This is a genomic window from Nocardia sp. SSK8, assembly GCF_037034205.1.
Lineage (GTDB): Bacteria > Actinomycetota > Actinomycetes > Mycobacteriales > Mycobacteriaceae > Nocardia.
In genome coordinates, this window is record NZ_JBAGKD010000002.1 from 417,093 (window position 1) to 429,931 (window position 12,839).

Genomic DNA, 12,839 nt, shown 5'->3' on the forward strand with positions numbered 1-12,839 from the left:
CCATACGTAGATATGCGCATCTATATATGTAAGCACACCTTCCAACCCCGCAACAACAGCTTCGATCATGTCCTCACCACTACGACGCTCCCAGCAAGGAGGGGAGAGGGTGAGTTGCCTCTCAGGTATGGCTTGTGAGTGGGTGGAACGGGCTCGCTCGAGCCAGGATTCGAGGATGGTGTGGAATCCCTTGCCGGGCATTGCGCGGGTGTTCGCCGAACAGCCGTGGGTGATGCGTGGGGCCGGCGTCGTCTTGCCGACCGAGCGGTTGTTGCGCAGGCTCAGTGGCGGCAGGTGGGGCATCCTCGACCTGGCTGGCCTGCCTTCGATCGAGATCACCGTGGTCGGCCGCAAGTCGGGTCAGCCGCGCACCACCTCGCTGCTGTGTGTGCCCGACGGCGACGGCTTCTACCTGGTCGGCTCGAACTGGGGCAGGCCCGAACACCCCGCCTGGTCGGCGAACCTGCGCGCGGCCCGCACCGCCTCGGCCCGCTTCGACGGCAGCACGTCCTTCCCGGTGACGGTCACCGAGATCACCGGCGTGGAGCGCAAGCGCGTCTGGGACCTGGTCGTCGAGTTCTGGCCCGGCTACGAGATGGAGTTCCAGCGCTCCGGCGGCCGCGAATTCCGCATCTTCCGTCTCGACCGCATCCTCTGACCCGGCGCGCTACGGCGCCCGGAAGCCGCCGATCTGCTGTTCGAGGAGTTCGGCCAGTCGCAGCGGGGTGCGGTCCTCGTACCCCGGTCCGATGAGCTGGACGCCCACCGGCAGGCCCTCGGTGGACAGCCCGGTCGGGATGGCGGTGGCGGGGAGGCCGGGCATGGTGGCCATCCCGGCCCACACGAGCTGGTCGAAGTACGGGTACGCGACGCCGTCGATGTCGAGGTGCCGGTCGTCCAGTCCACCGTCGTGGTTGTGGGGGAAGGCGGGTGTCGGCGTGATGGGGCAGAGCACGACATCGAATTCGGTGAAGAGCTGCCGCCAGGAATGACGGTGGAATTCGCGGCGGTTGTTCGCCTGGACCCAGTCGCGGTGGCTGAGCACCATGCCGCGTAGGCGTGCCGCCCCGAGACTCCGGTCGCTCGGGTTCAGCGCGGCGGCGCTGGTCCGGAGTTGTTCGTAGACCTCGATGGGGAGCCCTGCGGCGGCGTTCGACAGCATGAGCTGCATGTAGAGCATCGCCGCTTCGGTCGGATCCGGGAGCAGCGGACTGTGCCGTTCGACGCGGGCGCCCTCCTCGACGAGCGCGTCGGCGACCCGATTCACCCCGGCCCGCACCGCGGCTCCGGTCGGGATGAGCGGATGATCTTCGATCACCAGCACGCGGAAGTCGGCGAGCCGGTCATGGCGTGCGGGCGGCAGGGCGAGGTCGTAGGCGATCCCGTGGGTCAGCGGGTCCGGGCCGATCATCACGTCCAGCAGCAGCGTGAGGTCGCGGGCAGTGCGCGCCATGGGACCGCCGACGGCGAGGTCGAGGTCGACCGGTAGGGCCGGGCCGGGCGGCGCGACCATGCCCCGGGTCGGTGCGAGCCCGAGTGTCGGTTTGTGGGCGTAGATCCCGCAGAAGTGCGCGGGGGTGCGCAGCGAACCGGCGAGATCGGAGCCGATCGAGAGGGCGCCGAATCCGGAGGCGAGGGCGGCCGCGGACCCACCGGACGACCCACCGGAGGTGCGCTGGTGATCCCACGGATTGCTGGTGGTGCCGTAGATGTCGTTGAAGCTCTGGATATCTCGCAGCGTCATCGGCACATTGGTCTTCCCGAGAATCACCGCCCCCGCGGCCTTCAACCGCGAAACCTGAACCGCGTCCTCGGCCGCTACGTGGTTCGCGTGCTGGGGTATGCCCCAGGTCGTGGGCAGCCCGGCGATGTCGTAGGACTCCTTGACCGTCACCGGAATCCCGAGCAGCGGCCGATCCTCTCCACGAGCCCGGGCCTGGTCGGCACGGTGCGCGGCAGCCCGCGCCCGCTCGAAATCCGGCACACAGATCGCGTTGATCACCGAGTCGTCGCGTTCGATGCGGGCGATCGCCTCGTCGGTCAGTTCCACCGAAGTCACCACGCCTGCACGCAAGGCGGCCGCGATGTCCTCGGCCGATCGAAGATTCCATTCCATGAACGCGACGCTATTTGCCCGCCGTGGTAGCCATCGAACGTCAGTTCTCACAAGTGGAGCGGCCGAAAAGAGTAATGGTCCGTGTCTGTGTGTCACCATTCCCAGGTCAACGGCTCAGCGGCTCCGAATTGACGCGCGCACGCCATGAATTGCCTTTTCGTACAACAGGAGAGTTGTCACAGACTCGTGGGGCAGCGATGTTGTGTCCGTGCGGGGGCTGGTCGCCGCCGCAACCAGCCCCCGCGCAGGAATCGCGGTCGGGGGACGACTGATTCCGGCCAGCCCGCTGTGGCTATCGCGCCGCCAGGTTTCCTGTGCTATCGGCGCAGATTGCGGTCGAACAGGGCGAGCAGTTCGCGGTGGTGCCGGGCGGCCGCTTCGGGGTCGTAGGCGGATGTGTCGGCCTGGGTGAAGCCGTGCTGGGCGCCCTCGTAGACCCCGGTGTGGTGGCGGACGTCAGCGGTTGCGAGCGCCGTGTCGAACTGCGCGATGTGCTCCGGAGTCATGTGGTCGTCGTCGCTGCGTGGGCGAAATACAGTTCGGCGGTGATGTCTCCGACGGTCAGGTGCGGACTGTCCGGGGTGTCGGTGACCAGTGGCCCGCCGTGGAATCCACCGGGCCGGACAGATGTCACTCGCTGAATCTCCCGGCTGTGCGCGAACCCGGTGATATCGGTACGTGATTCAGAGGCCGAGTTTGGTGACCGCGTTGTCGTCGAGGGGATTCGCGGTGCGGATGTAGCCGTGGACCGTGCGTGGGTTGGCCCAGCGGCCCTGGCGCATGATCTCGCGGTCGCTGGCGCCGCCGAGGGCTGCCTGGGTGGCGAACCCGGCGCGTAGGGAGTGGCCGGAGAACAGGTCGGGGTCGAGGCCGGCGCGGGCGGCGTAGCGTTTGACGAGTTCGGCGACGGCGCGGCCGGAGAGGGCGGTGGCGCCGATGGAGCCGTGCCGGTTGATGGTGGGGAGTAGCGGGCGGTCGGGGTCGGTGCTGAGTGGGGTGCCGGTGAAGCCGTGGCAGCGGTGGATCGCGGTGTCGGCGGGTGGGGTTGTGGAGGTCCAGGTGCGGGTGGCCGGGGCGCCGCCGTCGGCGTGGATCTCGAGGAGCCGGACCCAGTCGGCGTAGGCGCAGACCGGGCAGGTGCGGGGATGGGTGCCGCGGGGCAGGGCGACGCGTTGTTCGGCGGCGCCGGTGGGGTCGGTCTTGGTCGTGGGCAGGTGCACGATCAGGAGGGGTTCGCCGGTGGTGTGGTCGGTGCGTACGTGTACGTCGCTGATTCGGAGTCCGGCGAGTTCGCTGCGGCGCAGCGCGCCCGCGAAGCCGATGAGCAGGGCGAGGCGGTCGCGGCGGCGGGCGGGTTCGGTGGGCCAGCCGGGGGCGGGGAGTTCGGTGAGGAGCTGGTCGAGGGTGTGCAGCAGGACCGGTCGTTTGCGGCTCGGTGGGGTGCGGCGGGTGCGGCGGATGCCGCGCAGGGTCAGCCGGACGACGTCGGCGCGGGTCGGCGAGGGCAGGCCGTTGGCGGCGTGCACGGCGGCGACGGCGGCGGATTTGCGGTCCAGGGTGGCGGGGCTGAAGGCCCAGCTGCCGTTGTCGCGGCGCGCGTCGGCGCAGGCGGCCAGGTAGACGGCGAGGTCGAGGGGGTCGGCGGGCAGGGCCTGGCGGTGTTCGATCCGGCACCAGCCCGCCCAGGCGATCCAGTCGGTGCGGTAGGCGCGCAGGGTGTTGGCCGATTGGGAGGCTTCGAGGTAGCGGCCGAGGGCACCGGCCTGCTGGTCGTCGAAGCGTTCGCGGACGAGGCGGAGGGCGGCGGGGTCGACGAGGACGCTGCGCACTCCCCGGCGCAGTTCGGTGCGGACCTGTTCGGGTACTACGACTGCCGCGTCGCCGTCCACGCCCCTCCTGTCGTGAATCAGTGTGTCGCCGATGACGTGTCGATCCTAGTCGTCGGCGGCGTGGTCACGGCATTTCGGCGAGTTCGGCGAGCTGGGTGTGGATGTAGGCGGCGAGGCGGTGCCGGGCCGCGGTGGTGAGGAAACTGGTGTCGCCGAGTCGCGGAAATTGGTCGTCGACGGTGTCGGTGGGGGTTTCGGTGGTGTCGGTCGTGGTGCCGACGAGTTCGAGACGTGCCGGATGCTGCTGGGGGAGAGGAACATTCGGTTCGTCCGGGTCGGTGGTTGCTGCTCCGGTACGTACCATGCCTGAACCCTAACGTTTTGGTTACGGCCGTTGCCAACATGATAGCCCCCGGAGTGACGACCGCCACGTTTTCCGCGCGGCATTTCTGACCGATCATGGATCGATGCTGTTCGTCCTCGCCGATGGCGAGATCCGCTTCGCGAACTACCCTTTCGCGGGCGCTTCCGTGTATCCGGAGGGTGTGGTCACGGCGGTCGAGATCCGCGATGTGGATCCGCGCGGCTGGCCGCCGGAGATCCGCACCGTGCACGGCGAAACGCTGTTCGTTCCCCGCGTGGACGAGACCGAGCTGCGGGCCTTCTGCACCGCCAACGCGATCGCGGTGCGGACCCGCCCCGATATCTGGTCCGACCTGCTGGAACCCTTCCTGGATACGTGGTTCGATCCCGAGCACGAGCGCGCGACCGAGCAGCGTTTGCAGCGTGCGGGGTTGTCCTCGGCGCAGATCGTGGCGATCCGGCAGCGGGTCGAGCGGGCGATGATGTCCTACAACTTCGACAGCATGCTGTGGGACTGGGTGCACCTGGGTTTGTACGACCTGCTCTCGGCGGCCGCCGGGGTGCTGGCGCGGCCCGAGGCCGCCGCGACGCTGGGTGATCCGGTGCGGTTGTACGGCTGGGCGATGCGGATCGCCGAGGGGCGGGCCGACGAGCTCGGGTGAGGGTCAGGAGGCGCGGGCGGCCGGTGCCGTCGCCTCGCGAACGGCGCCCGCGATGGGGCTGAGCTGCAGGATCGTGGGCATGCGCCGGGTCAGCCCGGGCGGTCCGTGGAAGTGCACGCGGCCGGTGCGCTGGGCGTGGGTGAGCGGCATCCGGCCCAGCCAGACTTCGTAGAGCCCGGCCACGTCGGCGACGACGGTGATGTCGACGGGATAGCCGGGGTCGGTCTCGCACACCGACGGGATCCCGGCTTCGATGACGATCCAGAAGCGGCGGATGTCGTCGGTGAACCTGATGAGCAGCACCTGGCGCCTGCCCGGCAGGGCGGTGGTGTCGAGGCGCTGGTGCATCCACCAGACAAGCAGGGCGGCGTCGAGTTCGTCCTGGCGGGGCGCGCCGAAGCTCCAGCGCGCGCCCCAGGCGCCGAGGCCGAACAGGATCGGTTGGAGGTCGCGTCCGGCTTCGGTGAGCAGGTGGTCGGGGCCGATCTTGTCGAGCAACCCGGCGCGTTCGAATTGGCGCAGGCGTTTGGCCAGGAGGCTGCGGGAGAGGCCGGGCAGACCGCGGGCGAGATCGTTGAAGCGGGTGGTGCCGAGGAACAGATCGCGCAGGATGAGCAGGGACCAGCGTTCGCCGAGCACGTCGAGGGCGCGTGAGATGGGGCAGTACTGGCCATAGGCCGGGGTGGGATCTGTCATGGTCACCTCGTCGACGGGGTCTATTTCCTGGACCGGGTGGGTCCACTTTCTGGACTATCTGGTTATCGCGGCGCTTTCTACGTTCGAAACATGACTTCCACAATTTCCGGTTCCCCGTCCGTCGTCGACCGCGTGGCCCTGGCCCGCGAGATCGGTGAATCCCTGCGTCCCGAGGTCCCCGAGCGGGACCGCACCGGCGAGATCTCCGTCGCCGCGTTCGACCTGTTGCGGTCCAGTGGCTTGTCGGCGGCTCTGGTCCCCGTCGAGTTCGGGGGTGGTGGCGCGACCCATACGGAGATGGGCGCGATCCTGCGCGAGCTGGGCAGGCACGACCCGTCGACCGCGGTGGCCTTCGCTATGCATTCGCATCTGGTGGCCGCCCAGGTGTGGCGGCACAAGCACGGCGTGGACGCGTCGGCGGTGTTCGCGAAGGTGGCGGCCGGGGCGATCCTGGTCAGTACCGGCGCCTCGGATTGGGTGGATTCCACCGGTGCGGCCGAGCGGGTCGAGGGCGGCTATCGGGTGAGTGCGCGGAAGGCGCCCGCGAGTGGTTGCGAGGTCGGTGATGTGCTGGTGACCAGTGTCCGGTTCGGTGCGGAGGTGCTGCACTGCGCGATTCCGATGTCGGCGCCGGGTGTTCGGATCGAGCAGACCTGGGACGCGTTCGGCTTGCGGGCGAGTGGTTCACACACGGTGGTGCTCGAGGAGGTGTTCGTACCTGATGCGGCGGTGTCGATGATCCGTCCGGTCGGGGTGTGGCCGCCGGTGCTGAATGTGGTGATCGGCGCGGCGCTTCCGCTGGTGCTGTCGGCGTATCTGGGTGTCGCCGATGCCGCGGTGGAGGTGACGGCGCGGCTGCTCGCGGGTCGCGGCGAGGCCCACACCGCGCAGTCGGCGGGTGAGATGGTCAATGCCTACACCACGGCGGCGGATCTGATCGCGGCCATGTTCGCTGATGCGGCGGATCTGATGTTCGCGAACACCGACGAGTACGCCGCGCGCACGCTCAGCCGGAAGACGGTCGCCGCGGACGCGCTGATCACCACGGTACGGCTGGCGATCGAGACCACCGGCGGTGCGGGCTATTCCCGCGCCTGCGAACTGGAGCGGCTCTACCGTGACATCCACGGCTGCCAGTTCCATCCGCTGCCGCGCGCCAAGCAGACCCGGTTCAGCGGCCGGGTGCTGCTCGGGCACAGCCCGCTCGGGTGATCAGCCGAAGAGTCCGCCCGCGAACGGCTGGGTGCGCCACTGGTCGATCGCGGGGGCCAGGGCGTCGCCGAGCATCGGCTGTTCGGCTATGAGCGGCAGGCAGGCGATGGTGCGGGCCATCCCGATCGCTTCGACGAAGCGCAGCACCCGCTGGTCGAGGGGGCGCAGGCCGAGTCGTCCGGCGGCGGTGTCGTAGGCGGCGGCCACATCCGGGCCGAAGGCGGCGAGGTCCCATTCGACGGGGCCGAGGGTGGTCAGTTCGAAGTCGGCGTAGCGCGGGCCGGTGCGGGTGGTGACGAGGTTGTAGGCGGGGGCGTCGCCGTGGACGGGTTGCAGGTCGGTGCCGGGGAATTCGGCGTCGAAGGCGGCGCGGGAGGAAGCGAGGGGTTCGAGCAGTGCCCACTCGCGGCGGGCGCGGTCGAGGTCGGCGGGTGGCAACAGCTGCGGGGAGTCGGCGAGGACGTCGAGGGCGGCGGTGATGGTGTGGGGTTCGGCGGCCGAGAGGAACGGCAGGTCGCCCGGGTAGTCGCGCAGGGCCAGGTGCAGGTCGGCGACGAGGGCGGCATGGTGGACGTAGTCGGGTTCGGTGTCGGGGTCCACGTCGACGTACTGCCAGAAGGTCATCGAGAAGCCGTCGCGCTGAACGGGTTCGGTGGGGACGAGCGGGCTGGGCGCGATCACCGGCACCTGGTGGCCGTCGAGCCAGCTGACCACGTCGAGTTCGGTGCGCTGCCTGCGGATCAGGCCGTCGAGGTCGCTGCCCGGCGGCAAGACGGTCGGGACCCGGACCACGACCGGTGCCGGGGCGAGATGCACGACGACGGAGAAGATGTCGTGCAGGACGACGGGTTCGCGCACGGTGAGGCCGTGTTCGCGGCCCGCGGCGACGGCAGCCGCGACGGCTCGGGCGGTGCGGGCGGCGAGCTGGTCGGTGGTCATGGTGGCGGGCATGGCGGCGATCGTGTCATGCGGGCGGGTTCGGGGCCAGGGGTTTTCCGTCGAGTATGGCGGCGGCGCGGGTGTCGAACGCGCCTCGATCACCGGCCCCCGCCCGCCGACCGATTCGTCGTGTCACGCGCCCGATGACGGAGACCTGCCAAGGGCGGTGGTGACGGCTAGCCTGGCCGGGTGACGATCAGTGAGTTGCCGTTCGGGTCCTGGCCGACTTCCATCACTTCCGAGAAAGTGGTCGCCGCGGCGGTGCGCTTGGGTGAGGTGCGGGTGGACGGTGACGATGTCTACTGGGCGGAGGGGCGGCCTGCGGAAGGGGGACGGACGCAGATCGTGCGGTGTTCGGCGGCGGGGACGCGGACCGATTTGTTGCCGGTGGGGAGGGATGCGCGGACCGCGGTGCACGAGTACGGGGGTGCCGCGTGGTGGGTGCGGGACGGGGTGGTGTTCTTCGTCGACTGGGCCGATCAGCGGGTGTATCGGCTGGAGCCGGGCGGGGAGCCGGTTGCTTTGACGCCGGAGCCTGCCGCGGCGCGCGGGGATCGTTACGGGGACGGTGCGTTCGCGCCCGATGGTGCGTGGCTGGTCGCGGTCCGTGAGCAGCATCCGGTCGGTGCGGGTGGCGCGGTGGATGTGCGTAATGAGATTGTGCGGTTGTCCGCTGAGCGGCCGTCGCGGCCGGAAGTGCTGGTCAGTGGACCGGATTTCGTGGTGGCGCCGCGGGTCGATCCCACCGGGAAGTTGCTGGCCGTGGTGGCTTGGGATCATCCGTCGATGCCGTGGGACGACACCGTGCTGCGGGTGCGTGATCTCGCGAGCGGGGTCGAGACCGTCGTGGCGGGTGGGCCGGGTGAGTCGGTGCTGGAGCCGCGCTGGCAGGACGACGGTTCACTGCTGTTTCTGTCTGATCGCAACGGGTGGTGGAATCTTTACCGGTGGTCCCCGGGTGGCGAGGTCGAGCCGGTTGTCGAGATGGCGGCCGATATCGGTGTTCCCGCGTGGCAGTTGGGTTCGGCACGGTACGCGGTGCTCGGTGACGGCGGGATCGTGTTCGCCCGGTGGCGCGACGGCTACGACGGGCTCGCCCTGCGTCGCCCGGACGGGTCGGTGACCGAGCTGGATCTGCCGTTCTCGGCGATCTTCGCGGTCGTGCGCGCGGGCGAGAACGCGGTCGTCGTGACAGCGGGCACCCCCACCGCCGAACTCGGCGTCTACCGCATCACCCTCACCGACGCGGGCACCGAACTCGAAACCCTGCGCGCACCCCGTGATCTGGGCCTGCCCGCCGCCGCTGTCTCGGTCCCCGAACCGATCTCGTTCCCGTCGACCGATCGCGACGGCGCCCCGCGCACCGCCCACGCCCTGTTCTACCCGCCGACCAGCACCGGTTATCGCGCGCCCGAGGGCGAACTGCCGCCGCTGCTGGTGGTGATCCACGGCGGCCCGACCTCGCACGCGCTCCCGGTGCTCGCACCGTCGACCCAGTACTGGACGAGCCGCGGATTCGCCGTCGTCGATGTCAATTACGGCGGCTCCACCGGGTACGGCCGCGCCTACCGCGCCCTGCTCGACGAGGCCTGGGGCATCGTCGATGTCGCCGACTGCATCGCCGCGGCCCGCTGGCTGGCAGACACCGGCCGCGTCGACCCCCGCCGCCTGGCCATCCGTGGCGGCTCGGCGGGCGGCTACACCACCCTGGCCGCCCTCACCCACCCCGAAACCCCGTTCGCCGCGGGCGCCGACCACTACGGCGTGGCCGACCTCGAGGCCCTCGCCGCCGACACCCACAAATTCGAAAGCCGCTACCTCGACGGCCTGATCGGCGCCTACCCCGCCGAACGCGACCGCTACCGCGACCGTTCCCCCATCCACCACATCGACCGCTTCCGCAGCCCCCTGATCGTCCTGCAGGGCAGCGAGGACGCCGTCGTCCCGCCCAACCAGTCCGAAATGATCGTCGACGCCCTCCGCGACCGCCGAATCCCCGTCGCCTACCTCCTGTTCGAGGGCGAACAGCACGGCTTCCGCCGCGCCGAGAACATCCGCACCGCCCTGGACGCCGAACTGAGCTTCTACGCCCAGGTCTTCGGTTTCCCCCTGCCCGAGGACGAAGGAATCGACCCGGTCGAGGTCGAGAACTTCTCGAATATCATGTGAGCGAAACCGAATGAGTCACGTCGCCAACATCATGGTGTCTGTCAACCACGACGACATCCCCACCCTCGAAACCTTCAGCGAATGGCTGAGAACCGATCCGGTCATGAACACCGGTCGCCCGGTGGGCTGGCTCATGGAGATCACCGGTGAGGGCGACCGATGGGGCGGCTACAAGCGTCCGGAGTGCACCATCTGGGCGGGCGCGCTCAACCGTGCGGATCTGAACGCGATCCTCGATCGTGCCGCCATCTTGCCGTGGCAGGTCCCGCACGCGGTCCAGGTATTCCTCAAGGACCAGTACGAGGAGTACTTCCGCCTGTGGATGTTGCGTGACGGCGAACTCCGCCAGTACGCACCGATGTCCCCGCAGGAAGACGACACTGACTTCTACCCACCGGACATCGACTAGCGGTCCGATCGGGGCCGGTCGTCAAGCGGAAGCCCGGCGCGATCTGAGGTTTGGATGCTCGCGTAGCGATGCGCGAGGCGGTGGCAGGCGTGGAGGAGTTCGGGTGGGTGCAGGTCGGTGAGGTCGGTGTCGAAGGTGGCGAGGATTCCGGCGATGCCGGGCCATGACCAGGCGCCGAGGGTGAGGCGGCAGTGGTGGTCGTCGAGGTGTTCGACGACGGAGCCGCCGGGGGCCCAGCGGGCCACGATGTGAGCGGGGAGGGTGAGGCGTGCGCTGCCGGTGCACGGCCAGGTGGCGGGGGTGTCGCCGCGGTCGTGGCTGCTCATGACGAAGTGGGCGAGGTCGCCGCCGGGGAGTTCGCGCGGTGTGAAGAGTTGGGTTGTCGGCCGGGCGTGGAGCCGGTCGACGCGGTGTACTCGCCATTCGTGGTCGGCTGGGTCGTAGGCGATGAGATACCAGCGTCCCGCCCACACCACGAGGTGGTGGGGTTCGATCCGGTGCGCTGCGGCGAAGTCCGGATCGTCGGGGGCGGGGCGTGTTCCGTCGGCGCGGAGGTATTCGGCGACGAGGAGGTGGCGCAGCCGCACGGCGGTGCCGACGATGGTGAGCGCGCCGGTGTCGATCGGGGGTGCGGGGAATTCCCAATAGTTCTGCAGCCTGGTCAGGCGCAGGGATTCCATGGCGGCGCGCAGTGTGTCCGGGATGGCTTGCTGCAGGGTGGTCAGGGCTCGGGCGGTGTCGTCGTGGAGTCCGAACACGGAGCTGGGCGCGGTTTGCAGCGCGATGGCGATCGCGAGGGCTTGGTCGTGGTCGAGCAGCAGGGGCGGCAGGGTGTGTCCGGTGCCGAGGCGGTAGCCGCCGTTCGGGCCTCGCACGGTCTGGACCGGGTAGCCGAGTTCGCGCAAGGTGTCCAGGTCGCGGCGCACGGTGCGTTCGCTGACGGTGAGCCGGGTGGCGAGATCCCGGAGCTGCCAGGTCCGGCGTGAACCGAGCAGGGACAGCAGCCGCAGTGCCCGGTGTGAGGTACTGGCCATGATCCTCATCGTGCCAGCGGTAGTGGCCATCCCGTGTCCACTACCGCTGGCACTGTCTTCGTCGTGAGCATTCGACGAGCGAAGGCGGAGTGAGCATGCGTGTTGTCATTGTCGGTGGCGGAATCGGTGGACTGGCACTGGGTGCGGGATTGCGCCGCGCCGGTCACGAGGTGGCGGTGTTCGACCGTGACCGCGATGTCGCGGCGACCGGCGGCTATCACATCACCCTCGACGAGCGAGCCCAGTCGGCACTCGCGCGGCTGGTCGCGCCGGAGACCATGCGCCGCCTGCTGGCCTCGGGATCGGCCCTGCGCCTGCGCGATCGGGACATGCTCTGGGACTACCGCGGCCGCCTGCTCGGCTACGGCCCGGACCTGACGGGCAGCGCGAGCATCGACATCGACCGCATCACCCTGCGCACCCTGCTGGCGGATGCCGTCGGCGCTGACCTGCATCTCGGCAGCACCGTCTCGGAGGTCGGCATCGACGACAACGGAACGCCGCGGGTCGTGTTCGTCGAGGGGACGTCGGTGACCGCGGATCTGGTGGTCGGCGCCGACGGAACCCACTCGGTTGTCAGCCGCCACCTCGCCGCAGGCCCGACGAATCATCCGACCGGCCTCATCGGGTTCTCCGGCCGCACCCGCCGCGCCGACCTCGACCTCACCGAACAGCAACGGCTCGGCACCCGATCGACCATGGGCATCGGTCCCCGGGGCGCCGCCCTCTACGTCGGCTACCTCGACCCGATCGGCAACGCCGCCCTCGACGCCCCCGCGCTGAGCATGTCGATCACGACCGGCCCCACCTACATCTGGGGCGCGATGTTTCCCGAATCCGCTGACATCGATTCCCTGCGCGCACTCCGCGGCCGTGCCCGGCAAACCGCGCTGATCGACCGGTTCCGCCACCGCAACTGGGCCCGCCACACCCTGGAGGTGATTGCCCGCGCCGACCCCGCCAGTGTCGCCGCTTTCCGCTTCAACGCCGCCTCCACCCGCGCCACCGACCTCGCACCCTGGCCCACGGGACGCATCACCGCGCTCGGCGACGCCGTCCACGCCACACCACCGACCGCCGGAATGGGCGCGGGCGCGGCGATCCAGGACGCCGCCGACCTCGCCGCCCAGCTCGACAGCCACACCGACATCACCGCCGCGATCGGACACTACGAAACACAGCTGCGCCGACGCGGCGCGCAGGTCCTGACCGCGGCGATGAGAACCGTCCGGCTGATCCTGGCCACCGACACCACCCCCGGCGCCTTGGCCACCACCACTCTCACCCCGCTCCTGGCAGTGGCCGCCCGGCTCCGACCGAACCCGTCGGCGAGACGATGACGTCTAATCGGTATCGCCGAGGCGGTCGGCTTCCCGCACGTCGGCGACTATCCGGTCGATCTCGGCCTGC

At 69.7% G+C, this 12,839-nt stretch carries 14 protein-coding genes; 6 read left to right on the forward strand and 8 right to left on the reverse strand.

Going from position 1 to position 12,839, the window contains the following annotated elements; translation table 11 throughout:
• Positions 1-175: 175 nt before the first annotated feature.
• Positions 176-658 (forward strand): nitroreductase family deazaflavin-dependent oxidoreductase, encoded by a 483-nt coding sequence (locus WA675_RS05370; RefSeq protein ID WP_336082415.1) that lies wholly within the window; start codon positions 176-178, stop codon positions 656-658.
• A gap of 9 nt (positions 659-667) precedes the next feature.
• Here the strand turns inward: WA675_RS05370 and WA675_RS05375 are convergent, their stop codons facing one another.
• The 5 genes from WA675_RS05375 to WA675_RS05395 all read right to left on the reverse strand — a co-directional run bounded on the left by WA675_RS05375 (position 668) and on the right by WA675_RS05395 (position 4,309).
• The gene (locus WA675_RS05375; RefSeq protein ID WP_336082417.1) at positions 668-2,116 is read right to left on the reverse strand and encodes an amidase; all 1,449 of its coding nucleotides are present in this window, start codon (positions 2,114-2,116) and stop codon (positions 668-670) included.
• Between the two features lie 317 nt (positions 2,117-2,433).
• Positions 2,434-2,622: a dienelactone hydrolase family protein gene (locus WA675_RS05380; RefSeq protein ID WP_336082419.1), complete on the reverse strand. Its 189-nt coding sequence runs from the start codon at positions 2,620-2,622 to the stop codon at positions 2,434-2,436.
• A complete protein-coding gene (locus tag WA675_RS05385) occupies positions 2,619-2,750 on the reverse strand; it encodes a hypothetical protein (RefSeq protein WP_336082421.1) in 132 nt (43 codons plus the stop codon). Before WA675_RS05385 ends, WA675_RS05380 begins: the two co-directional genes overlap by 4 nt.
• 49 nt (positions 2,751-2,799) lie before the next feature.
• On the reverse strand, positions 2,800-4,005 hold the full coding sequence (locus tag WA675_RS05390; RefSeq protein WP_336082423.1) for a site-specific integrase: 1,206 nt from the start codon (positions 4,003-4,005) through the stop codon (positions 2,800-2,802).
• 64 nt (positions 4,006-4,069) lie between these two features.
• Positions 4,070-4,309: a hypothetical protein gene (locus tag WA675_RS05395; protein WP_336082425.1), complete on the reverse strand. Its 240-nt coding sequence runs from the start codon at positions 4,307-4,309 to the stop codon at positions 4,070-4,072.
• 103 nt (positions 4,310-4,412) lie between these two features.
• On the opposite strand from WA675_RS05395, the gene WA675_RS05400 reads away from it, so the two are divergent.
• Positions 4,413-4,970: a hypothetical protein gene (locus tag WA675_RS05400; RefSeq protein ID WP_336082427.1), complete on the forward strand. Its 558-nt coding sequence runs from the start codon at positions 4,413-4,415 to the stop codon at positions 4,968-4,970.
• A 3-nt stretch (positions 4,971-4,973) separates the two neighbouring features.
• Here the strand turns inward: WA675_RS05400 and WA675_RS05405 are convergent, their stop codons facing one another.
• Positions 4,974-5,666 carry a winged helix-turn-helix transcriptional regulator gene (locus tag WA675_RS05405; protein ID WP_336082429.1) on the reverse strand — a complete coding sequence of 231 codons (693 nt, stop codon included), beginning with the start codon at positions 5,664-5,666 and terminating at the stop codon, positions 4,974-4,976.
• Between the two features lie 90 nt (positions 5,667-5,756).
• Between WA675_RS05405 and WA675_RS05410 the strand changes: the two genes are divergently transcribed.
• The gene (locus WA675_RS05410) at positions 5,757-6,878 is read left to right on the forward strand and encodes an acyl-CoA dehydrogenase family protein (RefSeq protein ID WP_336082431.1); all 1,122 of its coding nucleotides are present in this window, start codon (positions 5,757-5,759) and stop codon (positions 6,876-6,878) included.
• On the opposite strand, the gene WA675_RS05415 is transcribed toward WA675_RS05410, so the two are convergent.
• Positions 6,879-7,829 carry an aminoglycoside phosphotransferase family protein gene (locus tag WA675_RS05415; RefSeq protein WP_336082432.1) on the reverse strand — a complete coding sequence of 317 codons (951 nt, stop codon included), beginning with the start codon at positions 7,827-7,829 and terminating at the stop codon, positions 6,879-6,881. It lies immediately after the preceding gene.
• 177 nt (positions 7,830-8,006) lie between these two features.
• On the opposite strand from WA675_RS05415, the gene WA675_RS05420 reads away from it, so the two are divergent.
• Positions 8,007-9,986 carry a S9 family peptidase gene (locus WA675_RS05420; protein WP_336082433.1) on the forward strand — a complete coding sequence of 660 codons (1,980 nt, stop codon included), beginning with the start codon at positions 8,007-8,009 and terminating at the stop codon, positions 9,984-9,986.
• A 10-nt stretch (positions 9,987-9,996) separates the two neighbouring features.
• Entirely contained in the window at positions 9,997-10,395 is a 399-nt protein-coding gene (locus WA675_RS05425; RefSeq protein WP_336082434.1) for a squamosa promoter-binding protein 15, read from the forward strand.
• Here WA675_RS05425 and WA675_RS05430 read toward each other — a convergent pair.
• Entirely contained in the window at positions 10,392-11,429 is a 1,038-nt protein-coding gene (locus WA675_RS05430) for a helix-turn-helix transcriptional regulator (protein WP_336082436.1), read from the reverse strand. The genes WA675_RS05425 and WA675_RS05430 overlap by 4 nt on opposite strands.
• A 95-nt stretch (positions 11,430-11,524) precedes the next feature.
• Between WA675_RS05430 and WA675_RS05435 the strand changes: the two genes are divergently transcribed.
• Positions 11,525-12,769, forward strand: coding sequence for an FAD-dependent oxidoreductase (locus tag WA675_RS05435; protein WP_336082438.1), 1,245 nt, complete (start codon positions 11,525-11,527; stop codon positions 12,767-12,769).
• Positions 12,770-12,839: the final 70 nt, after the last annotated feature.